Source organism: Stenotrophomonas sp. YJH_SMC_135, from assembly GCF_059372355.1.
Genome location: NZ_JCAFVN010000002.1, coordinates 573,795 through 598,043, shown reverse-complemented (window position 1 = coordinate 598,043; position 24,249 = coordinate 573,795). Strand labels below are relative to the sequence as shown.

At 68.0% G+C, this 24,249-nt stretch carries 18 protein-coding genes; 10 read left to right on the top strand and 8 right to left on the bottom strand.

Going from position 1 to position 24,249, the window contains the following annotated elements; genetic code table 11:
- Positions 1-14: 14 nt before the first annotated feature.
- From leuC to leuB, 3 genes are read left to right on the top strand one after another with little or no spacing between them, the layout of a single operon-like run.
- A complete protein-coding gene (leuC, locus tag AC5P98_RS09285) occupies positions 15-1,433 on the top strand; it encodes a 3-isopropylmalate dehydratase large subunit (protein WP_049405004.1) in 1,419 nt (472 codons plus the stop codon).
- A complete protein-coding gene (gene leuD / locus AC5P98_RS09280) occupies positions 1,433-2,011 on the top strand; it encodes a 3-isopropylmalate dehydratase small subunit (protein ID WP_005410953.1) in 579 nt (192 codons plus the stop codon). Before leuC ends, leuD begins: the two co-directional genes overlap by 1 nt.
- Positions 2,001-3,062, top strand: a complete 1,062-nt coding sequence (leuB, locus tag AC5P98_RS09275) for a 3-isopropylmalate dehydrogenase (protein ID WP_049405005.1) — start codon at positions 2,001-2,003, stop codon at positions 3,060-3,062. Before leuD ends, leuB begins: the two co-directional genes overlap by 11 nt.
- Positions 3,063-3,203: 141 nt before the next feature.
- Here leuB and AC5P98_RS09270 read toward each other — a convergent pair whose 3' ends face one another.
- Positions 3,204-3,977, bottom strand: a complete 774-nt coding sequence (locus AC5P98_RS09270) for an SDR family oxidoreductase (protein ID WP_049405006.1) — start codon at positions 3,975-3,977, stop codon at positions 3,204-3,206.
- A gap of 117 nt (positions 3,978-4,094) precedes the next feature.
- Here AC5P98_RS09270 and AC5P98_RS09265 point away from each other — a divergent pair, with 117 nt between their 5' ends.
- On the top strand, positions 4,095-5,000 hold the full coding sequence (locus AC5P98_RS09265; protein WP_049405007.1) for a LysR family transcriptional regulator: 906 nt from the start codon (positions 4,095-4,097) through the stop codon (positions 4,998-5,000).
- A 370-nt stretch (positions 5,001-5,370) separates the two neighbouring features.
- Here the strand turns inward: AC5P98_RS09265 and AC5P98_RS09260 are convergent, their stop codons facing one another.
- Together AC5P98_RS09260 and AC5P98_RS09255 are read right to left on the bottom strand one after the other, a co-directional pair.
- Complete coding sequence (locus tag AC5P98_RS09260; protein WP_049407522.1) at positions 5,371-8,532, bottom strand: efflux RND transporter permease subunit; 3,162 nt, start codon at positions 8,530-8,532, stop codon at positions 5,371-5,373.
- A 4-nt stretch (positions 8,533-8,536) separates the two neighbouring features.
- Positions 8,537-9,667: an efflux RND transporter periplasmic adaptor subunit gene (locus AC5P98_RS09255; protein ID WP_495229977.1), complete on the bottom strand. Its 1,131-nt coding sequence runs from the start codon at positions 9,665-9,667 to the stop codon at positions 8,537-8,539.
- A 119-nt stretch (positions 9,668-9,786) separates the two neighbouring features.
- Here AC5P98_RS09255 and AC5P98_RS09250 point away from each other — a divergent pair, with 119 nt between their 5' ends.
- The 3 genes from AC5P98_RS09250 (at position 9,787) to AC5P98_RS09240 (ending at position 12,626) form a co-directional block, all read left to right on the top strand.
- The gene (locus AC5P98_RS09250) at positions 9,787-10,467 is read left to right on the top strand and encodes a TetR/AcrR family transcriptional regulator (RefSeq protein ID WP_032958174.1); all 681 of its coding nucleotides are present in this window, start codon (positions 9,787-9,789) and stop codon (positions 10,465-10,467) included.
- 136 nt (positions 10,468-10,603) lie between these two features.
- The gene (locus AC5P98_RS09245; protein ID WP_014648346.1) at positions 10,604-11,251 is read left to right on the top strand and encodes a protein-L-isoaspartate O-methyltransferase family protein; all 648 of its coding nucleotides are present in this window, start codon (positions 10,604-10,606) and stop codon (positions 11,249-11,251) included.
- A 16-nt stretch (positions 11,252-11,267) separates the two neighbouring features.
- On the top strand, positions 11,268-12,626 hold the full coding sequence (locus AC5P98_RS09240; RefSeq protein ID WP_014648347.1) for a TolC family outer membrane protein: 1,359 nt from the start codon (positions 11,268-11,270) through the stop codon (positions 12,624-12,626).
- Between the two features lie 100 nt (positions 12,627-12,726).
- Here AC5P98_RS09240 and AC5P98_RS09235 read toward each other — a convergent pair whose 3' ends face one another.
- Complete coding sequence (locus tag AC5P98_RS09235) at positions 12,727-13,971, bottom strand: hypothetical protein (protein WP_049407517.1); 1,245 nt, start codon at positions 13,969-13,971, stop codon at positions 12,727-12,729.
- 223 nt (positions 13,972-14,194) lie between these two features.
- On the bottom strand, positions 14,195-15,493 hold the full coding sequence (waaA, locus tag AC5P98_RS09230; protein ID WP_014648349.1) for a lipid IV(A) 3-deoxy-D-manno-octulosonic acid transferase: 1,299 nt from the start codon (positions 15,491-15,493) through the stop codon (positions 14,195-14,197).
- 60 nt (positions 15,494-15,553) lie between these two features.
- On the opposite strand from waaA, the gene AC5P98_RS09225 reads away from it, so the two are divergent.
- Entirely contained in the window at positions 15,554-16,471 is a 918-nt protein-coding gene (locus tag AC5P98_RS09225) for an LpxL/LpxP family Kdo(2)-lipid IV(A) lauroyl/palmitoleoyl acyltransferase (protein ID WP_014648350.1), read from the top strand.
- A gap of 101 nt (positions 16,472-16,572) precedes the next feature.
- Here AC5P98_RS09225 and AC5P98_RS09220 read toward each other — a convergent pair whose 3' ends face one another.
- The 3 genes from AC5P98_RS09220 to AC5P98_RS09210 are packed head-to-tail and all read right to left on the bottom strand — an operon-like array spanning position 16,573 to position 19,213.
- Positions 16,573-17,904, bottom strand: coding sequence for an O-antigen ligase family protein (locus AC5P98_RS09220; protein ID WP_099475807.1), 1,332 nt, complete (start codon positions 17,902-17,904; stop codon positions 16,573-16,575).
- Positions 17,885-19,000, bottom strand: coding sequence for a glycosyltransferase (locus AC5P98_RS09215; RefSeq protein ID WP_049408090.1), 1,116 nt, complete (start codon positions 18,998-19,000; stop codon positions 17,885-17,887). The genes AC5P98_RS09220 and AC5P98_RS09215 overlap by 20 nt, the downstream gene beginning before the upstream one ends.
- Positions 19,001-19,015: 15 nt before the next feature.
- Positions 19,016-19,213, bottom strand: a complete 198-nt coding sequence (locus AC5P98_RS09210) for a zinc-finger domain-containing protein (RefSeq protein WP_005410967.1) — start codon at positions 19,211-19,213, stop codon at positions 19,016-19,018.
- 420 nt (positions 19,214-19,633) lie between these two features.
- On the opposite strand from AC5P98_RS09210, the gene AC5P98_RS09205 reads away from it, so the two are divergent.
- The gene (locus AC5P98_RS09205; RefSeq protein ID WP_049418819.1) at positions 19,634-22,978 is read left to right on the top strand and encodes a GH92 family glycosyl hydrolase; all 3,345 of its coding nucleotides are present in this window, start codon (positions 19,634-19,636) and stop codon (positions 22,976-22,978) included.
- Positions 22,975-23,718 carry a basic secretory protein-like protein gene (locus AC5P98_RS09200; RefSeq protein WP_032959489.1) on the top strand — a complete coding sequence of 248 codons (744 nt, stop codon included), beginning with the start codon at positions 22,975-22,977 and terminating at the stop codon, positions 23,716-23,718. The genes AC5P98_RS09205 and AC5P98_RS09200 overlap by 4 nt, the downstream gene beginning before the upstream one ends.
- Positions 23,719-24,249: the final 531 nt, after the last annotated feature.

Genomic DNA, 24,249 nt, shown 5'->3' with positions numbered 1-24,249 from the left:
TGCCAGGCATACGCATGACTTCCGCACCCCGCACCCTGTACGACAAACTGTGGGACGCCCACGTGGTGGTTCCCGAATCCGACAGCGCGCCCGCCGTGCTGTACATCGACCTGCACCTGATCCACGAGGTGACCTCGCCGCAGGCCTTCACCGAACTGCGCGAACGCGGCTTGTCGCCGCGCCGGCCGGACCGCACCAAGGCGACGATGGACCACTCCACGCCGACCCTGCCGGCCGCCGCGGACGGCACGCTGCCCTATGCCAGCGCCGCCTCCGAGGCACAGGTCGCCACGCTGGCGCGCAACTGCGCCGAGCACGGCATCGAGCTGTTCGACATGGCCTCGGACAACCGCGGCATCGTCCACGTGATCGCGCCCGAGCAGGGCTTCACCCAGCCGGGCATGACCATCGTCTGCGGCGACAGCCACACCTCCACCCACGGTGCCTTCGGTTCGCTGGCGTTCGGCATCGGCACCAGCGAGGTCGGCCACGTGCTGGCCACGCAATGCCTGCTGCAGCGCAAGGCGAAGACGCTGGCGATCACCGTCGATGGGCCGCTGGCGCCGGGTGTCGGCGCCAAGGACGTGGTTCTGCACATCATCGGCGTGATCGGCGTCAATGGCGGCACCGGCCACGTGATCGAGTTCCGCGGCAGCACCATCGAAGCGATGGACATGGAACAGCGCATGACCCTGTGCAACATGTCGATCGAAGCGGGTGCGCGTGCCGGTATGGTGGCGCCGGACCAGGTCACCTTCGACTTCGTCGCCAACACCCCGCGCGGCCCAAAGGGCGCCGATTTCGAGGCTGCGGTGGCGCGCTGGCAGCAGCTGCGCAGTGATGACGGCGCGCACTTCGACAGCGAAGTGCACATCGACGCCGCCGATATCCGCCCGACCCTGACCTGGGGCACCCACCCGGGTACCGCCATCGCGGTGGATGCGCCGATTCCGGCCGCCAACGATGCCGCCGCACAGAAGGGCCTGGACTACATGCATTTCCAGGCCGGAAAGGCGCTGGCCGGAACGCCGGTGGACGTGGTGTTCGTCGGTTCCTGCACCAACGGCCGCCTGAGTGACATGCGTGAGGTGGCGCAGGTGCTGCGCGGTCGTCGCGTCGCCGACCGGGTGCGCATGCTGGTGGTGCCGGGCTCGGAGATCGTCAAGCGAGAGGCCGAGGCCGAAGGCATCCATGAGATCGTGCGCGCGGCCGGTGCCGAGTGGCGCGAGCCGGGCTGCTCGATGTGCATCGCCATGAATGGTGATCTGGTCGCGCCCGGGCAGCTGGCCGTGAGCACCAGCAACCGTAATTTCGAAGGCCGCCAGGGTCCCGGTTCGCGCACCCTGCTGGCCTCACCGATGAGCGCGGCGTGGGCCGCGGTGAACGGGCATGTCGCCGACACCCGCGAGCTGTTCGCACAGGAGGTGGCGTGATGGCCGGTTTCCGTACCTTGACCTCGGCCAGCGTGGTGCTGCGCCAGACCAACATCGACACCGACCAGATCATCCCGGCGCGGTTCCTGTCCACCACCGAACGCGCCGGCCTGGGCCGCAACGCCTTCAATGACTGGCGCTGGCAGGCCGACGGTTCACCGGTGGCCGACTTCGCCTTCAACCAGCCGCACAACGCCGGCCGCAGCATCCTGCTGGCGGGTCGCAACTTCGGCTGCGGCTCGTCGCGCGAACATGCACCGTGGGCGCTGACCGACCTGGGCCTGCGCGCCATCGTCAGCAGCGAGATCGCCGACATCTTCCGCGGCAACTCGCTGAAGAACGGCCTGCTGCCGATCGTGCTGGACGAGGCCGACGTGCAGGCGCTGATGCAGCGCCCGGATGATGAGCTGACCATCGACGTGGCCGCGCGCGAACTGCGCACGCCGGACGGCCGCGTCTATTCCTTCCCGCTGGACGGCTTCTCGCAGACCTGCCTGCTGGAAGGTGTCGACCAGTTGGGGTATCTGTTGGGCCGTGTCCCTGAAATCGAACGTTACGAGAGTGAGCATGCACGCTGAAATTGTTGTCCTGCCCGGTGATGGCATCGGCCCGGAGGTGGCCGCCGCGGCAGTCGCCGTCCTGAAGGCCGTCGCCGAACGCTTCAACCACAGCTTCACCTTCAGCGAGCACGACATCGGTGGCATCGCCATCGACCGCCACGGCGAACCGCTGCCGGCGTCGACCCTGGCCGCCTGCCAGGCCGCCAGCGCGGTGCTGCTGGGCGCAGTCGGCGGCCCGAAGTGGTCCGATCCCAATGCCAAGGTGCGCCCGGAACAGGGCCTGCTGGCGATCCGCAAGGCGCTGGGCCTGTATGCCAACCTGCGCCCGGTGCGTACCCACGAAGCCGCACTGCACGCCTCGCCGATCAAGGCCGAGCTGCTGCAGGGCGTGGACTTCGTCGTGGTACGCGAACTGACCGGTGGCATCTACTTCGGCGACAAGACTCGCGATGCCGACAGTGCCAGCGACCTGTGCCGCTACACCGTGGCCGAGATCGAGCGCGTGCTGCGCAGTGCCTTCCGCCTGGCCCGGCAGCGGCGTGGCAGGGTCACCTCGGTGGACAAGGCCAACGTGTTGGAAACCTCGCGCCTGTGGCGCGACGTGGCCGCGCGCATCGGCCGCGAGGAATTCCCGGAGGTGGCGCTGGAGCACCAGCTGGTCGATTCGATGGCGATGCACCTGCTGGCCAAGCCGCGCGAGTACGACGTGATCGTCACCGAGAACATGTTCGGCGACATCCTCACCGACGAAGCCTCGATGCTGGCCGGCTCGCTCGGCCTGCTGCCCTCGGCCTCGCTGGGTGAACCGGGTGCGGTCGGCATCTACGAACCGATCCACGGTTCGGCCCCGGACATCGCCGGCAAGGGCATCGCCAATCCCTACGCAACGATCTTCAGTGCGGCGATGCTGCTGCGCCATTCGCTGGGGCTGGAAGACGAAGCCGCAGCAGTGGAAGGGGCGGTGCACGCGGTGCTGGATGATGGGGTGTTCACTGCCGACCTGGCCGCCAAGGGCCAGGCCGTGAGTACCGCCGCCGCCACGGATGCGGTGCTGGCCAAACTCAACTGATCCGATGGCGCCACTCCATGCGTGGCGCCTCTGCCTTTGGTCATTGTGCGCAGCCACCCATGGGGTGGCTCTACTGTAGATCCACGCCATGCGTGGATCGTTCGAATGTCGCGCAGCAGATCCACGCCATGCGCGGCTGCATTATTTGGTGGTGTACCCACCATTGACCAGGATGGTCTGCCCGGTCATCCACCAGCCATCGGTGACCAGGAAGCGGATCCACGGCACGATGTCGGCGATGTCGGTCAGGCCGGTACGGGTGAACGCCGAGAGCGCGGCCGCGGTCTTGTGGTACGCCTGTGCATCGGCACTCTCGGCCGGGTAGAAGAACGACGTGTCCATCGGGCCCGGCCCGATCGCAGTCACCGAGATGCCGCGCTCACCGAACTCCTTTGACGCCGCGCGGGTGAAATGCTCGACCGGCGCCTTGGTGCCGGCATAGCTGGAATAGAACGGCGTGAACGCACCCAGCAGTGAGGTGACCAGGGTGCAGATGCGACCGCCGTCGTTGACCTGGCGGCCGGCCTCCTTGAGGAAGAAGAATGCGGCCTTGGCGTTGACCGCGCTCATCTCGTCATACTCCGCTTCGCTGATCTCCAGCAGCGGCTTCTTCAGCACCTTGCCGACCGTATTGATGGCGATGTCGGGACGGCCGACTGCGGCCACGGCATCGGCGAACAAGCGCTCCATCGCTGCCGCCGACGTCAGGTCGCCCTGCAGGGCCACCGCCCTGCTGCCGGCCGCCTGCACGGCGGCAACGGTTGCTTCTGCATCGGCCTGGGTGGCGGCACTGTTGTAGTGGATGACGACGGCGCTGGCACCCTGGCGGGCGAAGTCGCGGGCGATCAGGCCGCCCAGGTTCTTGGCGCCACCGGCGATCAGCACGGTCTTGCCCTTGAGGGAATGCTCGGTCATGGCTTCGGTCTCGGGAGGGGGCTGCCCGGGGTGGCAACCCTGCCCTGACGACGATATCGTGCAGAAAATGCGGATAAAGCCCGCCACATTGACTTAACTTTCCAGGACCAGCGAACAATGGACCGGATCGATCGCTTCCGCATCTTCACCCGGGTCGTGGAATGCGCCAGCTTCACCCGTGCTGCCGACCAGCTCGGCCTGCCCCGCTCGACCGTCTCGGCGGCGATTGCCGAACTGGAACAGCGGCTTGGCACCCGCCTGCTGCAGCGCTCGACCCGACGGGTATCCACCACCCATGACGGCGACGTGTTCCATGCCCGCTGCCTGCGCCTGATCGCGGAGGTTGAAGACGCCGAGTCGCTGTTCCGGCAGGACGACGCGCAACCGGCCGGTTTGCTGAAGATCGACGTACCCAGCCGCATCGGCCGTCGCATCATCGCCCCGGCGTTGCCGGATTTCTTCGCGCGCTATCCACAGCTGGAAGTGGACCTGGGCATGACCGACCGCGCGGTGAACCTGATCGAAGACGGCTGCGATGCGGTGCTGCGGGTCGGCCAGCTGGGCGATTCCAGCCTCGTGGCCCGCACGCTGGGCCAGCTCGACTTCGTCAACGTGGCCGCGCCGGCCTACCTGCGCGAGCACGGTGTTCCGCAGCATCCTGCCGACCTGCCGCAGCACCGCGCGGTGAACTATGCGTCGCCGACCACGGCACGGGTGGAACCGTGGGAATGGCAGGATGGCGGCCAGCTGCGCACGCTGCCGATGCCCGGCTGGGTACGCGTGAACAGCGCCGAGGCCTCGATCGCGTGCTGCGTGGCGGGATTGGGGCTGTTGCAGATTCCGCGCTACGACGTGCAGGCCGAGCTGCAGTCAGGCGCATTGGTGGAGGTGATGCCGCAGTACGCGGCGCAGCCGCTGCCGGTGACCCTGCTGCAACCGCATCGGCAACACCGTGCACTGCGCGTACAGGTGTTCGTCGAGTGGCTGCTTCCAGTGCTGCGGATCGGCCTGCAGCTGCAGTAGATCCACGTCATGCGTGGGTGCATGCTCCAGTGCCAACCAAGGTTGGCACCTACCAGGGCAAAGACCCGCTGCAGTAGATACACGCCATGCGTGGATGCATGCGTCAGTGCCAACCGAGGTTGGCACCTGCCAGGGCAACGACCCGCTGCGGTAGATCCACGCCCTACGGGGATGTTTCTGTAGAGTCGAGCCATGCTCGACTCATCCCATCATCGCGCGAAGAGCGAAGAGCGAAGAGCAGCCGAGCATGGCTCGGCTCTACAGAAAGCAGATCCCGCGAGCAGATCAGTCCACGTCATGCGTGGATGCATGCGTCAGTGCCAACCGAGGTTGGCACCTGCCAGGGGCCGTGGCCGCAGAACCCGGGGCATTACGCCCCGGATTCGTCCGGCTTCACCCGGAACCACGCCGCGTACAACGCCGGCAGGAACACCAGCGTCAGCACCGTACCCACGATCAGACCCCCCATGATCGAGATCGCCATCGAGCCATAGAACGCGCTGCGCGACAGCGGAATCATCGCCAGCACGGCCGCCAGCGCGGTCAGCACGATCGGGCGGAAGCGGCGCACCGTGGCATCGATGATCGAATGCCAGCGATCATGCCCGGCATCGATGTCCTGCTGGATCTGGTCGATCAGGATCACCGAGTTGCGCATGATCATGCCCGCCAGCGCGATCGTGCCCAGCAGCGCGACGAAGCCGAACGGCGCACGGAACAGCAGCAGGAACAGGGTCGCACCGATGATGCCCAGCGGCGCGGTCACCAGCACCATCGCCGCACGCGAGAAGCTGCGCAGCTGCAGCATCAGCAGCGTCGCCACCACCACCAGGAACAGCGGCATGCCGGCCTTGATCGAGTTCTGGCCGCGCGCCGAGTCCTCCACGGTGCCGCCGGTTTCCAGCAGGTAGCCGCTGGGCAGCTCGGCACGGATGCCATCCAGCGTGGGCACGATCTGGTGCACCACGTCCAGCGCCTGCATGCCATCGCTGATGTCGGCGCGCACGGTCACGGTCGGCAACCGGTTGCGGTGCCAGATGATGCCGTCCTCGAAGCCGTACTCCATCGTCGCCACCTGCGACAGCGTGATGCTGCCGCCGTTGGCGGTCGGCATCGACAGGCTGGACAGCAGCTCCAGCTGGTTGCGCTCATCGGCCGGTCCGCGCAGCAGCATCTCGATCTGGCGGTTGCCTTCGCGATACACGCTCACCGACTGGCCGGCCAGCGAACTGGCCAGGAACTGGCTGACCTGGGCGCTGCTCACGCCCAGCGCGCGGGCACGCTCCTGGTCGATCACCAGCCGCACCACCTTGCTCGGCTCGCTCCAGTCCAGGTTGACGTTCATCACGTGCGGGTTCTCACGCACCTTGGCCTCGACCTGGCGCGCGATCGCCTGCACCTTCTCGATGTGCTCGCCGGAGATGCGCATCTGCACCGGATAACCGACCGGCGGGCCGTTCTCCAGGCGGGTCACGCGCATCTGCACGTCCGGGAACTTCGGAATCACCTCGTGCAGCAGCCAGTCACGGGTGCTTTCGCGGGATTGGATGTCCTTGGCCAGCACCACGAACTGGGCGAAGTTGGTCGCCGGCAGCTGCTGGTCCAGCGGCAGGTAGAAGCGCGGCGAACCGGTACCCACGTAGGACACATAGTTGGCGATGCCCTCGCGGCTGGACAGCAGCTTCTCCAGCTTCTCGGCCTGGGCCTGGGTCGAGCGCAGCGACGCCCCCTCGGCCAGCTCGATGTCCACCATCAGTTCCGGCCGGGTCGAGTCCGGGAAGAACTGCTGCGGCACGAAGCGGAACATCATCAGTGAGAACACGAACAGGGCAACGGTCGCGGCGATCACCCACCAGCGGCGGCGCAGGCAGGCGTCGAGGAAGCGCCGGAAGCTGCGGTAGAACGGGCGCTGGTAGGGATCGTGGTCGTGCCCATGCTGCGGCGGTGCGATCAGGTTGGCCAGCGCCGGATAGCGGTCGGCCCACTGCTGGCGCTTGGCCAGCCAACGCGCGGACAGGCTGCCGGGCTTCGGCGGCTGCGGATTGAACAGGTCCGGCAGCATCTTGTCGCCCAGGTACGGGATGAACAGCACCGCTGCGATCCACGACACCACCAGTGCGATGGTCACCACCTGGAACAGCGAACGGGTGTATTCACCGGTGCTCGATGCCGCCGTGGCGATCGGCAGGAAGCCGGCTGCCGTGATCAATGTACCGGTCAGCATCGGGAACGCGGTCGATTCCCAGGCGAAGCTGGCCGCGCGCAGGCGATCGAAGCCCTGCTCCATCTTGGTGGCCATCATCTCCACCGCGATGATCGCATCGTCCACCAGCAGACCCAGCGCCAGCACCAGTGCGCCCAACGAAATCTTGTGCAGGCCGATGTCGAAGTAATGCATGACGAAGAAGGTCATCGCCAGCACCAGCGGAATGGTCACGCCCACCACCAGGCCGGTGCGCAGGCCCAGCGAGAAGAAACTGACCAGCAGCACGATCACCACCGCTTCGGTCAGCACCTGCACGAACTCGCCAACCGACTCCTCCACCGACTGCGGCTGGTCGGATACCTTGCGCAGCTGCATGCCGGCCGGCAGGGTCTTCTGCAGCCGCTCGAACTCGGCGTCGAGGTTGGCGCCCAGCTTGAGGATGTCACCGCCATCCTTCATCGCCACCGCCAGGCCGATCGCCTCTTCGCCCATGAAGCGCATCTTCGGCGACGCCGGATCGGCGAAGCCACGCTTGACCTCGGCGATGTCGCCCAGGTGCACGGTACGGTCGCCAGCACGGATCGGGAACTGGCGGATGGCGTCGATGTCGTTGAACTGGCCCGTTACGCGCAGCTGCACGCGATCGGTGGCGGTCTCGAAGAAGCTGGTGCCGGTGATCGCATTCTGGTCGGCCAGCGCCTGCTGCACCTGCTGCATCGACACACCCAGCGTTGCCAGCCGGGTGTTGGACAGTTCGATCCACACCTTCTCGTCCTGCAGGCCGACCAGGTCGATCTTGCCGACATCGGGCACGCGCTGTAGTTCCAGCTGGATGCGGTCGGCGTAGTCGCGCATCACCGCGTAGTCGAAGCCCTTGCCGGTCAACGCATAGATGTTCCCGTAGGTGTCGCCGAACTCATCGTTGAAGAACGGGCCGACAATCTCGCGCGGCAGCGTCGCACGGATGTCGCCCACGCGCTTGCGAACCTGGTACCACAGGTCCGGGATCTGCCTGGAACGCAGGCTGTCGCGCGCCATGAAGATGACCTGCGATTCGCCGGGGCGCGAATAGGAGCGGATGAACTCGTACTCGCCGGTGTTCATCAGCGCCTTCTCGATCGGCTCGGTCACCTGCCGCGAGACCTGTTCGGCGGTGGCGCCCGGCCAAAGCGTGCGCACCACCATCGCCTTGAAGGTGAATGGCGGATCCTCGGACTGGCCCAGATGCTTGTACGACCATGCGCCGATCAGCGCGAAGGCAAGCATCGCGAACAGCACCAGCGGGCGGTTGGACAACGCCCACTCGGAAAGATTGAAGCGGCGCACCGGCTTACTCCTTGGCCTTGGCGGCAGCGGTCGGCGTGGCCGGCTTCAGCACCGGGCGGTTCTGGCGGTCCACGGCGATCACCGGCTGGCCGGCACGCAACAGGTGTCCGCCGGCAGCGACCACCCAGTCACCCGCATTCACGCCGGACAGCACCGGCACCGATTCGCTGCCATAGGCACCGGCGGTGACCGACGCGGCCTTCAGCGTGCTGTTGGCCGGATCGACCACCCACACGCTGGCGGCACCGTTGGCACCGCGCTGCAGCGCACCGAGCGGCAGCTGCAGGGTGCCGTGGCGGCCGGCGCTGCTGTAGACGCGCGCGCTCTGGCCCAGTTCGACATCGGCCAGCGCATCGGCGGGCAGGCTGACCCGGGTTGCATAGGTGCGTGCCTGTGGATCGGCGGCAGCGGCGATCTCGCGGATCGTGCCTGGCAGGCGCTGGCCAGGACGGTTCCACAGCTCCACCGCGACCGGCTGGCCCACCGCATAGTCGCGGATGGTGGCCTCGGGCAGGTCGATCAGCACTTCGCGCCCGCCATCGGCGGCCAGGTTGAAGATGGTCTGGCCGGCCGACACCACCTGCCCGGCTTCGGCCTCGCGGCTGGCGATCACGCCATCGGACGGCGCGCGCAGCTGTGCGTAGTCGGCCTGGTTGCGCAGCACATCGAGGTTGGCGCGGGCGGCGTTGGCCTGGCCCTGCGCGGCCTTGAAGGCGGCGGACTGCTGGTCCAGCTGCGAGCGGCTGACCAGTTGCTGGTCGGCCAGCACCTGGTAGCGCTTGAGGTCATCACGGGCACGCACCAGATCGGCTTCGGCCGCAGCAAGCTGCGCCTGCGAGGCGCGGGCCTGCAGCGCGAAGTCGGCCACGTCCAGCTCGGCCAGCACGTCGCCCTTCTTCACCCGTTGCCCGGCATCGACGTGGCGCTTGACCAGATTGCCGCCAACGCGGAACGACAGTGGACTTTCCTGCCGCGCACGCACCGTGCCCGGGAACGCCGCCGGCGCCTGCCCGGCCTGCTCGCCAGGGTGAACCACCAGCACCGGAACGGCCGCCTGGGGCGCCTGTTCCTGTCCCGAACAGGCTGCCAGCGCAGCCATCCACACCATACCGCCCATCCAGCGCACGATCTTCATCGGTCAACGTCCTGAAAACGCAGGGTTGCAACTAAGGGGGGAGCCGCGACTGCCGGCCCAATTTAATAAACCGGCCGGTATAGTATAAATATCGAACCGCTTGGTCTAGTATTGTCGTGATGAGTTCTCACACTTCCCGCAAGCCGTCGGCCAAGCCCGCTGCCAAGGCCGCCGGACCCGGGCGCCCCAAGGACCTCGGCAAGCGCGCGGCGATCCTTGAAGCAGCCAAGACACTGTTCATCGAACAGGGCTATACCGGCGTGAGCATGGACACCATCGCCGCTCAGGCCGGCGTCTCGAAACTGACTGTGTACAGCCACTTCGGCGACAAGGAGACCCTGTTCTCCGAGGCCGTGCAGTCGAAGTGCATTGAAATGCTGCCCGATGCCCTGTTCGTGGCCGACGCGGACGGCCCGCTGCGCGACCAGCTGATCGGGATCGGTCTGGCCTTCTTCGAATTGATCACGTCCGATGCGGCGATCTCGATCCAGCGCATGATGATGGCGCCGGAGACCGACGAACGCCTGCGCGAGCTGTTCTGGAAGGCAGGACCGGAACGTACCTGCGAGGCCCTGGCTGACTTCCTGCGGGCACGCGCCGAGCGCGGCGAGCTGGAAATCACCGACTGTTCGCTGGCTGGCGAGCAGTTCCTGACCCTGGTCAAGGGTGAAGTGCACATGCATATGATGTGCGGCATGCCACTGTCACCGGTGGAGTGCGACCCTCTTGCCCACGTGACTGCCAGCATCGACTTCTTCCTGCGCGCCTATGCGCCGCGAGGGGCCGGGACGGCTGAATAACCAAAACTGAACGAACCGGAGGTCGCGATGACTTCCGGCACTGCGACCCCGGCCACCCGGCAGCTGATGCTCTGGGCGCGCCGCCGGCCTCCGGCACCGGTAAAATGGCCGGCCCACTGCGCTGGATTTGAACCTCATGACGATTGATTACGCCCACGCCCGCGAACTGATGGTGGAACAGCAGATCCGTCCCTGGGACGTGCTGGACATCAAGGTGCTCGACGTCCTGGCCCGCCTGCCGCGCGAGGCTTTTGTCGCCGATGCACACCGGGCACTGGCCTACGCCGATGTCGAACTGCCGATCGGCCATGGCCAGAAGATGATGAAGCCGGTCATCGAGGGCCGTACCCTGCAGGCGCTGGACTTGCAGCCGGGTGACGAAGTGCTGGAAATCGGCACCGGCAGCGGCTTCCTGTCGGCCTGCATCGGCGCGCTGGCGCGCGACGTGCTGAGCCTGGAAATCGACCCGGAGCTGGCCGCCGCCGCGCGCGCCCGTCTGGATGCTTCCGGCCTGGGCACCAACGTCCGCGTGGAAGTGGCCGACGCCCTGTCCTGGCAGACCGAACGCCGCTTTGACGTGATCTGTGTCACTGGTGCGGTCGACGTGGTGCCGTCACAGTTCGCTTCGTGGCTGCGTCCGGGTGGTCGCCTGTTCGTGATCCACGGCCGCTCGCCGGCGATGGAGGCCCTGCTGGTCAAGGCCGACGGCAGCAGCGAGTCCCTGTTCGAGACCGATATCGATTACCTGCGTGGTGCCGCCCCGGCCCCCCAGTTCCACCTCTGAGTCCAAGGAAGCCGCAATGATCCGCCGATCCCTCGCTGTTGCGCTGGCCACTGCCCTGCTGCCGTTGTCCGCCCATGCCGCCGACCTGCTGCAGGTCTACGAAATGGCGCGCAATGGCGATCCGCAGCTGTCCGCCGCCGAATCGACCCGGCTGTATGACAAGGAAGGCGCCGTGCAGGCGCGCGCCGCCCTGCTGCCGCAGATCAACGGCCAGGCCCAGCTGAACCGCACGCGCAGTGAGCCGAACGCCGACGCCAACTCCGGCTCGTTCACCAACAAGCGCCGCACCTACACGATCGACGGCAGCCAGACGCTGTTCAACTGGACCCAGATCAACAACCTGCGTTCGCAGCGCGAGCTGAGCAAGGCGGCGGACTTCACCCTCGATTCGGCCAACGACAGCCTGATCGTGCGCACCTCGGCGGCCTACTTCAACGTGCTGGTGGCGATCGAATCGCTGAATGCCGCACAGACCAATGAAGCGGCCGCGAAGAAGCAGTTCGACTTCGCCGACAAGCGCCTGGAAGTGGGCCTGGCGCCGATCACCGACGTGCACGAAGCACGCGCCCAGTACGACCAGGCGCGTGCCAACACCATCGTTGCGCAGAACACCCTGGCCGATAACTACCAGGCCCTGACCGAACTGACCGGCCAGCCGGTGACCAACCTGCGTGGGCTGCCGGCCGACTTCCGCCCGGAAGTGCCGGCCAACCGTGGCAACATCGATGAGCTGGTGCAGCAGGCCACCACCCAAAATCCGGCGCTGAAGGCGCAGGAACTGAAGGTCAGCGCCGCCGAGGCTGGCGTGCAGGCCGCCCGTGGCGGCCATTACCCGACCCTGTCGCTGGGCGGCAGCTGGGGCAAGAGCGCGACCTGGGGTGACAGCACTGGTTCCGGTTCGCTGTCGCCGGACGCCCGCACCAACAGCATCGGCCTGACCCTGAGCGTGCCGATCTTCTCCGGTGGTGCCACCCAGTCCGGCGTGCGCCAGGCGCTGGCGCAGCGTGACATCGCCCAGGACGGCTACGAGCAGCAGAAGCGCGCCCTGGACCGCAACACCCGCAATGCCTACCAGACCCTGGTACAGGGCATCAGCGAAGTGGAGGCCCGTCGCCTGGCCGTGGTCTCGGCACAGAGCGCGTACGACGCCTCGCAGGTCGGCCTGGAAGTCGGTACCCGTACCGTGCTGGACGTGATCCAGAACCAGCGTATCCTGTTCTCGGCGCAGCTGGACTACGCCCAGGCCCGCTACACCTTCCTGCAGAACCGCCTGCTGCTGAGCCAGTCGCTGGGTGCGCTGGACGTGGCCGAGCTGCAGGACGTCAACCGCCTGCTGACCCAGGACGCGGGCAATCCGGCAACGACCACGCACTGATCCGTCGCCCTGCCGGCAACAAAGAAGCCACCCGCAAGGGTGGCTTTTTTGCGGGCGGTGCATCCGCCCGCAGCTACCCGTTGCGTGGCCCCGCGAACCCTCAGCCCGGCCATGCCCGCAGGCGTTCCAGCGCCGCAAGGACGCACAGCGCGGCCGCCAAGGGCGCCAGCATCGGCAGCACCAGTTCGCGACCGGTTGCGCCCTGCCTCATGTCATTCCGCCGCCGCAGCACCGCCAGGCACAGCGCCGCCATCACCAGCAGGGTTGCCGGACCCGGCAGCGCCGGCAGGGTGCCCAACGGCAGCCACAGCACCAGCATCACCGCCGGCAGTCCGACCGCCGCCACGATCACACCGCGGGAGCGTCCCACGGCATCACCCACCCCTGGCCACAGCGATGTTGCCAGCCGCAAGGCCAGCATCAGCAGCACCAGCTGCAGGGCGGCCAGGCCCGTAGCCCCCGCCAGCGGCAACAACGGCAGCATCCACTCCAATTGCGGATGCATCTGCAGCGCCACCGACAGTGGCCGGGTACTGGCAAGCGCGGAAAACTCGACCAGCCCTGCCTGCAGTGCTGCCAGCACGATCAGCAGCAGCATCGCCAGCAACGAGACCAACGCCAGCACTGCCGGTTGCCACATCGCGCCCTGGCGGCGCAACGCAGGAAAGCCCAGTGCCAAGCCGACGCTGGCAAATACCCCCAGCAGCGGCACCGCAGCCGCCAGCACCCCGCCCAGCCCGAAGCGATACGGCGCGGTCGCCGGTGGCAGCCAGGGGATCCAGTGCGCATAATGCACATGACGTGCCGCCAGCGCCAGCAGCAACACCCCCGCACCGATCTTCACCGTCAACAGGGCGCAGGCCACCAGCACCACACGCCGTGGCGGCAGCAATGCCAGTGCGCCCAGCATCAGCAGGCCCACCGCCGCCGTGACCTGTTCCGGCAGCCAGTCGCAGGGCTGGAGGCCTTCGGCGGCCAGCACCGCGTGCAGATGGAGGGCCATGGACTGCGCCACGCCCGCCGTGGTCGCCACCAGCTCCAGCAGCAGGGCCATGCCCAACACGCCCGCCACCCGCGGCCCCCAGCTGGCAGCCAGCAGCCCGTGCAGGCCCTCGCCCGCCGGCAACCGCAGTACCAGATCCTGCAGGCAACACAGCACCAGGCTGGCCCCCAGTGCAGCCAGCAACAGGCTGAGCACGATGGCGGGGCCTGCCTGTGCCGCCGTGTGCTGGCCCACCAGTGCGATCACGCTGCCGCCCACCAACAGTGTCAATGCCACCACCGCCAGATGGTCCGTCCCCAGTCCGGCCCCACCCGTGCCGTCCCCGCCCCTGTCGCCGTCCATCGCAAGTTCCCTTGATATCCGCCCAAGCGCGGTCGACAGCAGGCTGGCAGCCTGCGTCGCCCTGCGGAATCAGAATCGGTGGAATGTGCGCAACGATGTGATGGCAGGCACGCTGCCAGCGGCAGGGTCGGTCCAGCAACGACAGAAAAATCGTCGCTAAGCAGAATTGATGAAGTTGATCACGACAATGCTCGTCAGCTCCGCTGACTCCGCGCTGCCGCGATCACTCGCGCGGTGGTGGCAGGTGCGGCGCCACCAGGGCAAGCGTGCGCTGCAGCGCGCCGCGGCCATTGCTGACCAGCGTGCATCCCGCCCGCGCCATGTCTTCGCGGGCCTGGGCATCGTCGAGCAGGTGCTGCAGCAGATCGCCCACCGCCTGCGCGTCCTCGCCGATCAGCAGCGCCCCGGCCTCGCGCATGCGCCGGGAAATTTCCGCGAAGTTGTGCAGGTGCGGGCCGGTCACCGCCGCCGTTCCCATCGCGGCCGGCTCCAGCAGGTTGTGACCACCGATGGCCTGCAGGCTGCCGCCGACGAAGGCGACCTGGGCGCAGGCATAGAACGGCATCAGCTCGCCAAGGGTGTCGATGACGAACACGTCTGTGGCCGCGTGTGGCCACTGGTCCACGCGGCGGGTCGCCACGCTCCAGCCCTGTTCGCGCGCCAGCGCTTCCACCTTCGGGAAACGCTCGGGATGTCGCGGTGCCCACAGCAGCAGCAGCTCCGGATGCCGCTGGCGCAGGCGCCGGTGCAGGTCGATCACCGCCTGCTCCTCGCCATCATGGGTACTGGCGGCGATCCATACCGGACGAGCGGCCGGTACCCGCGCGTGGAACTGTTCGACGAAACCCTGCACATCCGGCGTGGCGATGTCGAATTTCAGGTTGCCCAGCGCCTGCACTTGGCCGGGATCCGCCCCCAGCTGCACGAAGCGCTCAGCATCGTCCTGCGACTGCGCGGCCACGCAGGTGACGGTGCGCAGCGCGCGGCGGATCAGTGCCGCCAGCAACCGGTAGCCGCGCAGCGAACGCGCCGACAACCGGGCGTTGAGGATGTACACCGGAATGCCGCGGTCACGGCAGCCGAACAGCATGTTCGGCCACAGCTCGGTTTCCAGGATCAGCGCCAGGCTGGGCTGGAAATGGCCGAGGAAACGGTTGACGCTGCCCGGCACGTCGTACGGCAGATAGACATGGTCCAGGGCGTCGCCCCACAGCGCGCGTACGCGCTCGGAGCCGGTCGGGGTGATGGTGGTGATCACCCAGCGGATGTCCGGGCGCTGCTGGCGCAGGGCATTGACCAGCGGCGCGGCGGCATTGACCTCGCCCACCGAGACCGCGTGCAGCCAGACCCGCGGCTGCCCGGTCGGCTGCGGATAGGAGGCATAGCGTTCATCCCAGCGCCGGAAGTATTCACGAACCCGGAAACCGCGCCAGACCAGGTGGTACACGGTGATCGGCAGCAGGATGTAGAGCACGACCGAATACAGGCCGCGCAGGATCCATTCGACAGGGTCTTTGCGCATGCGGCAAGGATACGGGAGCCCCCGGGGAAAGACACGCGGCCGCCTTGGTAGAATGGCCCCATGTCAGATGCCTCCACCGCCGTCCGCCCATCGCTGCGCGATCCGCGCAACTGGCCGATGTTCGCCGCCATGTTCGGCGCCTTCGCCATCGCTCGCCTGCCGTGGATGCTGCAGCGCGCGCTGGGCCGGGGCGTCGGCTGGATCACCTGGCGCCTGCTCGGCAGCCGCCGCCGCGCCGCCGAAGTCAACCTGCAGCTCTGCTTCCCCGAGAAGGACGAAGCCTGGCGCCAGCGCCTGGTGCGCGACAGTTTCGATGCGCTGGGCGTGGGCGTGTTCGAGTGCATCCGCGCCTGGTGGGGCAGCATCGACCGCATCCGCCCGCAGGTACGGATCGAAGGCCTGGAACACCTGCGGCAGATGGAGGCTGAAGGCCGCGGCGTGCTGCTGGTCTCCGGCCACTTCATGACCCTGGAAATGTGCGGACGCCTGCTGTGCGACTACGTCGACCTGTCCGGCATGTACCGCAAGCACAAGAACCCGGTGTACGAGTGGGCGGTGAAGTTCGGCCGCCTGCGCTATGCCAAGGCGATGTTCGCCAACGAGGACATCCGCGCGACCGTGCGCCACCTGAAGAAGGGCGGCTTCCTCTGGTACGCGCCGGACCAGGACATGCGTGGCAAGGACACCGTGTTCGTGCCGTTCTTCGGCCACACCGCTTCGACCATCACCGCCACCCACCAGCTGGCAAGGATGACCGGTTGTGCAGTGATCCCGTACTTCCACCGCCGCGAAGGCGGCAAGTACGTGCTGAAGATCGGCGCACCGCTGGAGAATTTCCCCAGCGAGGACGTGGAAGCCGATACCACGCGGGTCAACCAGGCCATCGAAGAGATGGTGCGCGAAGCCCCCGACCAGTACCTGTGGATCCACCGCCGCTTCAAGCGCCAGCCCGGCGGCCGGAGTGATTTCTACAAATAGCCGGATGCGGTGGAAGGGCCGGCGTCCTCGCGGTAGTCGCCAACCTTGGTTGGCGCCGGATGAACCGAGGCCGGTCCCGGGGAGCCCACCAAGGTTGGCAACTACTGCATCGGCGGAGATTCGTCCGATTCGCGGGCCAGCAGACTGCCGGCGAACAGGGCCGCCAGCAGCACGGTCAGGCCGCCCCAGAACGCAGAATAGAACGCCAGGTGCGTATTGAGCGGGAACACGGTAACCGCCAGCGCCAGCATCGCCGGGCGGGCGCGGTCACGCGCCGCCGGCGGTGCATAGCGCCAGGCCCGCCAGGCCTGCGCCACCGCCGCCAGCCACAGCAGCAGGCCCAGCACGCCGGTCTCGGCCAGGATTTCCAGCACGATCTGGTGGGCGTGCAATGCCGGTTGATTGCCCCACACGGCGGGGCCCTCGTCTGACACGCAGGCCGGATACGCATCACGGAAGCCGCGCGCACCGACACCGTTGACCGGATGTTCCTCGATCATGCACACCGCCGCCGTCCAGATGCGCGCGCGCCCCGACAGCGCCTCGTCAACGCCCTGCCCGTCTTCGTTCCATGCCTGTGCCGTGCGCGCAACACGCTCGCGCAGCTGCGGCACGCCCGCTGTCAGTGCGGCCGTACCCAGCGCTGCCACAAGGGCCAGCAGCAGCAGCCGCTTCCAGCCGAACTGGCGCAGGCCGCTGTAGCCCAGCACCAGCACAAAGGTGATCCACGAGGCGCGCGAACCGGCCAGCAGCAGCACGCCTCCCAGTGCGGCGGCGGCCAGCAACCACCCCGCACTGCCGAAACGCCGCGCCATCGGCAGCAGCAGGAAGGGTGACAGGCTGGCCAGCACCTGGCCGAATTTCAGGTTGCAGGGCCCGAGCGCGCCACTGAGGCGGTCGGCCAGTGCGGCTTCGTCGGCCGGGCACAGCGCGTGGCCACTTACGGCCAGCTTCAGGTGCTCCAGCGACCAGAACCATGGGCTGGTGCCGGCCAGCGCCTGTACCAACGCGTCCAGCGTCCACGCGCCGGTGATCAGCGTCAGGCCGCCGAAGGTCAGCCGCCGCCGTTCCGGTGAGGCCACCGCGATCGCCACCAGCCACATGAAGGGCAGGTAGCGCAGTCCGGCGGCAGCCTTGGTCCACGAGGCCGCCGGATCGATCGCATCGATGGCCGAGAACGCCTGTGGCAGCCAGTAGCCGAGGAACAGGATCGAGGTCAGGGCCCACGCCGCCGTGCTCAACAGGTGCGGGCGGCGCTGCAGCCGGCGCATGACCATGCGCGCGGCAGCATAGAGCGCGCCAAGGCCGAGCACGGTTTCGGCGATGCCTGGCAACGGCCACATCGCCACGTACGCCAGCACCCACCAGGGCGCCCAGCGCCCAGCGCGGTCGTCGCGCACGATGGCAGCGGGGTCAGCCGGCGAGATCGGCATAGAGGCGGAGGGTATCGCGCTGCATGGCCTGCAGGGTAAACGGGATGCGGGTCGGCAAGGATGGCGGCTGCGCCAGCAGGGCCAGCGCACGTTCACCCAGCGCGCGCGCGTCGCCGAGCGGCACCGCGCCGCTGGGCTGCAGCTGCTGCAGCAGTTCGCCGACGCCACCGTGGTCCCAGCCCAGCACCGGGCGGCCGACCGACAGCGCCTCGACCACGGTGCGGCCAAAGGCTTCCGGCTTGTCCGACAGCTGCAGCACCAGATCGCTGGCGGCGTAGGCCAGGGCGATGCGTGCGGTAGGTGTGCTGATCTGTACGGCCTCGGCCACGCCCAGTGCCGCAGCCTGGCGGCGCAGATCGGCCACGTAGGCCTCGCGCCCGGGTTCCTCGGTGCCCAGCAACCACAGCTGCGCAGGCACGCCGGCGGCACGCACGTCGGCCAGCAGCCGCAGCGCGTGGGCGTGGCCCTTCAACCGGGTGCCGCGCCCGGGCAACAGCAGCAGCGGGCCATCCACCTGCGCCAGCCAGGGGTAATCGGCGGCCAGGGCCAGCCGCGGGCGACGGTCGGCACGTGCTGCGCGTGGGAACTGGCCGACATCGACACCGCGGGGAATGACCTGCAGTTTTTCTTCCGGCACCGTCGGGTAGTGGCGTTGCACGAAGGCGCGCACGGTATTGGACACGCAGATCACGCGTTCGCCACTGGTCATCACCGCACTGTAGCGGCTGGGCGAATTCAACCCGTGCACGGTGGTCACCCAGTGCGGGCGCTGTGCGGCGGGCATGGCGCGGATCGCGTACAGGCCCAGCCAGGCCGGCAGCCGCGAACGGGCGTGCACGACGTCCGCACCGACCTCGGCAAACAGGCGGCGCAGGGTCGGCAGATGGCGCAGGGTCAGCAGCGACTTGCGGCCGATGTCCAGGGTGAGGTGCTCGGCACCGCTGTCCAGCAGCGGCTGCACCAGGCGGCCACCGGCGGACACCACCAGCGCACGATGGCCGGCCGCGACCAGGGCAGCAGCGATTTCCAGGGTCGAGCGCTCGACACCGCCGGAGTGCAGCGCCGGCAGCAACTGCACCACGGTCAATCGGCGCATCGAAGGGGCCGCCGTTTAGTCGGCCAACACGAACACGGAACCGCAGTACGGGCACTGCGCTTCGCCGTTGGGCTCGTCTTCGATCGGCAGGTACACGCGCGGATGCGAGTTCCACAGCGCCATTTCCGGGGTCGGGCAGCTCAACGGCAGATCGCTGCGGTGCACGGTGTAGCGCTTCTCGGCGTTGGCGGGCGCGGTGGCGGTATGGCTCATGGCGGATGTCGGTGAACGGGTTGCGAGGCCTGTGATTCTAGCATCTGGGCCGCACCGACATTGCGCCACAACGGGCCTTTGCGCGCTCCCGCGAATGTCACGCAGCTGCGCGCGGCACGCCGGGCGATGGCACCCATGGGGATTCTGCGGCAGATCCGGCAGGTTCCCTCGCCGGAATCGACTCCAGCGAGATTTCCCGCATTTGGATCGAACTAAATGGCACTTGCCAGCGCGCGACGGCTGTTGCAGGATCGGGCCAGGTCGCACCCCGACCCACCCAATCCAACCCGATCGCATGGCCCGCCCCCACCGGACCGGCATCGCCTCTTCCACTGCCAGCCTGGCGGGCGGAGCGATGCTGTCCGTGGTGTCCGCCGATGCGGGTTCTGCCCGCCGCCAGCCCTTCCGGGAGACCCTTGCATGACCCTGTCCGATCCGCGCCGCGCCCTGCTTCCACTCGCCCTGGCCCTGGCCTGTGCGACCACTGCGATGCCGGTGCTGGCACAGGGGCTGCAGACCTCGTTCGAGCCCGGCGAACCTGCCCCGACGCAGGCCGCGGGTGCACTTCAGGTCACGATCGGCAACGGCCCTGCGGCGCCTTACGCGGCCAAGCGCAACGCCGGCTACAGCGGCCTGCATGCACTGCGCTACAGCAGCGAAGGCGGCAGCGCGCGGCGCGAACTGTTCAAGGCCGACCTGCCCATCGAGGCCGATACCACGCTGTCGTGGCTGGTGCTGCCGGAGATCGTCGGCAAGGACACCGTCGCTTCGACCTATGTCTCGCTGGACCTGCTGCTGGACGATGGCAGCCGCGTGTCGGCCGGTACGGCGCGCGACCAGCATGGGGTGGCGATCGGCGCGCTCGCGCAGGGCGAATCGAAGACGCTGTACCCGCAACAGTGGGCGCGCAAGGCAGTGCGGCTGGGCGACGTACCCACGCTGAAGGGCCGCCGCGTGGTGGCGATCGAGCTGGAGGTGGCCAGTGCCGAGGGCGCGCCGGTCTCTGGTTGGATTGATGACGTGCGCCTGGACGCACAGCCGCGGCAGCGGCCACAGCGCGTCTCCGACTGGGTGCTGACCACCCGCGGCACCCAGGCCAATGGCACCTTCTCGCGCGGCAACAATTTCCCGGCCACGGCGGTGCCGCACGGCTTCAACTTCTGGACCCCGGTGACCGATGCCGGTGCACTGAACTGGCTGTACCGCTGGAACGAGCAGAACGACGCACAGAACCGCCCGCAGCTGCAGGCGCTTGCGCTGAGCCACCAGCCCAGCCCGTGGATGGGTGACCGCCAGACCTTCCAGGTGATGCCCTCGGCCAGCCGTGGCGTGCCGGAGGCCGACCGCCGCAAGCGCGCGCTGTCGTTCGATCGCCGCCATGAAAGCGCGCGCCCGTACCGCTACGACGTGCGCTTCGACAACGGCATCGCTGCCGCCATCGCGCCGACCGATCATGCCGCGCTGTTCCGCTTCGACTTCCCCGAAGGCGGTGACGCCAACCTGCTGTTCGACAACGTCGATGCGCGTGGTGGCCTGACCCTGGATGCCGCCACACAGACGCTGTCCGGCTACACCGACACGCGCAGCGGCCTCTCCAACGGCGCCAGCCGCATGTACGTGGTGGCCAGCTTCGACAAGCCCTGGCGCAGCAGCGGCCGCCTCGACACCGGGCGCCCGACCGGCTACATCAAGTTCGATGCCGGCAGCGAGCGGCGGGTGACGATGCGCATCGCCACCTCGCTGATCTCGGTGGAGCAGGCGCGGCACAACCTGGCACTGGAAATCGCCGCCGCCGATACGCTGGAGAGCGTGGCCGGCCGCGCACAGGACGCGTGGGACGCGCGCCTGGCCCGCTTCGACATCGGCGATGCCAGCGACGACCAGAAGACCACGCTGTACTCCAGCCTGTACCGGCTGTACCTGTACCCTAATTCCGGCCACGAGAACGTGGGCAGCGCCGCCGCACCGGAGTGGCGCTACGCCAACCAGGCCAGCGCCAGCGATGACAACACCGAAGGCAGCGCGACCCGCAGTTACGCCGGCGTGCGCGATGGCAAGGTGTTCGTCAACAACGGCTTCTGGGACACCTTCCGCACCACCTGGCCGGCCTATGCACTGTTCACGCCCGACGATGCCGGCCAGCTAGTGCAGGGCTTCATCGAGCAGTACCGCGCCGGCGGCTGGATCGCACGCTGGTCGTCGCCGGGCTATGCGGACCTGATGGTCGGTACCAGCTCGGACGTGGCCTTCGCCGATGCGTGGCTGAAGGGCATCGGCGGTTTCGATCCGGCCGAGGCCTACGCCGCCGCGCTGAAGAACGCGACCGTGGTCCCGCCCGACCGCCATGTCGGCCGCAAGGGCATGGACCGTTCGACCTTCCGTGGCTACGCCAGCGCGGACGTGCATGAAGGCATGTCGTGGACGATGGAAGGCGCACTCAATGATTTCGGCATCGCCAACATGGCCGACGCGCTGGCCAAGCGTGCGACCACGCCGGCCGCACGCGAGCGCTACAGCACCGAGGCCGACTACTTCCGCTATCGCGCCGCCAGCTACACGACGATGTTCGATCCGGCCGCCGGCTTCTTCCAGGGCCGCACTGCCGATGGCCAGTGGCGCGTGGACGCGAAGGACTACGACCCGCGCGTGTGGGGCCACGACTACACCGAGTCCAATGGCTGGACCTTCGCCTTTACCGCCGCCCACGATGGCGAGGGCCTGGCCGCGCTGTACGGTGGCCGCGACAAGCTGGCGGCGAAACTGGATGCCTTCTTCGCCACGCCGGAAACCGCGGACCCGGCACTGGCCGGTTCCTACGGCGGCACCATCCACGAGATGACCGAGGCGCGCGACGTGCGCATGGGCATGTACGCGCACAGCAACCAGCCGGCGCACCACATCCCGTGGATGTACCTGTACGCCGGGCAGCCGTGGAAGACCCAGCAGCACGTGCGCGAGATCCTGTCGCGGCTGTACGTCGGCAGCGAGATCGGCCAGGGCTATCCGGGCGACGAGGACAATGGCGAGACCTCGGCGTGGTACGTGCTGGCCTCGCTGGGCCTGTACCCGCTGCGCATGGGCGCCCCGGAGTATGTGATCGGTTCGCCGGCCTTCCGCCACGCGCGGGTGGAACTGCAGGGCGGCGCGGTGCTGACCGTGAACGCGGCCAACAATTCGCGAGAGAACGTCTACGTGCAGTCGCTGAAGATCAACGGCACGCCCTGGACGAAGACCTGGGTGCCGCACGAGCTGATCGCCAAGGGCGCGACGCTGGACTTCGTGATGGGCCCGCAGCCGTCGCGCTGGGGCAGCGGCGTGGATGACGTGCCGCGCTCGCTGACCGCCCGTGGCCAGCGCCCGCAACTGCTGCACGACCTGCTCGGCAGCGGCGCGAAGGCGACGCTGGCCGATGGCCGCGCCCTGCCGGCGCTGGTCGATGACGATGCGGCCACCACCGTCGGCCTGGATGGCGGCGCGACCATCGCACTGACCGGCCTGAGCAATGGCACGCCGACGATGTATACGCTGACCAGCGGTGACGGCCGCATCCAGGGCGGCGAATGGACGCTGGAAGCGCGCAATGGCAACGGCCACTGGATCGTGCTCGACCAGCGCAGCGGCGAAGCCTTCGAGTCTGCCCGCCAGACCCGTCCGTTCCGCATCGCCAGACCCGGTCGTTACAGCGAGTACCGGCTGCGCCTGGCCGCGCCGGGCCGGCTGCCGCTGGCGGAGATCGAACTGTTGGCGCCCAGCGCCGTACAATGAGCCCTATGCGCTACCGTCTGTTGCCTCTGGCCCTTGTTGCCCTTTCCTTCTCCAGCTTCGGCCAGACCCAGGCCTTTGATGCGCAGCTGACCCGCGACGGCGTGACGCTGAACTACCAGGACGCCCGTGGCGCCCTGGCCGCGCCGCAGCGCAAGCGGGTGATCGATACGTTCTACTTCGCCTACCTGCGCGAACGTGCGGACTTCCACCCGGCCGCGCCATCGATGGTGCGCATCGTGATCGATCCGGCCTACACCGGGATCGCCTTCGTCGGTGACAAGGACCAGGCGGCAACGATCACCATCAATCCGGGTTGGCTGGCGCAGCACCCCAACGACATCGACCTGGTCACCCATGAGGCCATGCACATCGTGCAGGGCTATCCGGGCCATGGCGACGCACGGGTGCCGGGTTGGCTGGTGGAGGGCATCGCCGACTACGCACGCGACCGCTACGGCATGGACAATGCCGCCGCGGGCTGGTCGCTGCCGGGCAAGGTCGAGAAGGGCCAGAACTTCGACAGCGGCTACCGGGTCACCGGTGCGTTCCTGAAATGGGCCGACGCCGAACACCCCGGCCTGGTGCTGGCACTGGACACGGCCCTGCGCGATGGCCGCTATGCACCGGCGCTGTGGCAGAAGCACACCGGCAAGGCACTGCCCGCACTGTGGGCCCAGTACGCCAAGCCGCGTTCGGATGCACCGCCGCCGGCCCCTGCACGCCGCGGCAAGCGGCGCTGACTGGCTGGTCAACTGGGAATTGGGGCGACTGGGTAGAGTCGACTGTTAGTCGACTGACTTTCGTACAGCCCCCGAAAACCCCGCGCTTCGCGCGATAGTCGACCAACGGTCGACTCTACCTCGCTGCTTTCTACGCCTCAGCGCGACTGCACGAAACCGGCGTACAGCGCGAACAGCTGCTGGAAATATCGCCGCGTGACTCGATTACGCATGACACCCTCGCCCATGAAAGTTGGTCGGGCCCAGGGTGGGAAGGCCGGTCCGGTCCCTTCCCACGGCCGGGCCGCGTGGGCGTATTGGGCCGCAACGGCGTTGCAGGGAAATGACCGGGCGGCGTAGCGCGTGTGGCAGGTTCTGCGGCCGTTGCGGCAAGTGAAAACACCGGGCAATGCCCGGTGTTTTCACTTGCGCCGACGTCCAGCCGCGCCAGCGCCATCATTCTTCCGACCAGGAGCCCCTTCTTGTTGAAGGGGCGCGCCGAAGGCGGGGGTAGAGGAAGAATGCGTGGGCAGCGGAAGTGGGAAAGAAGGC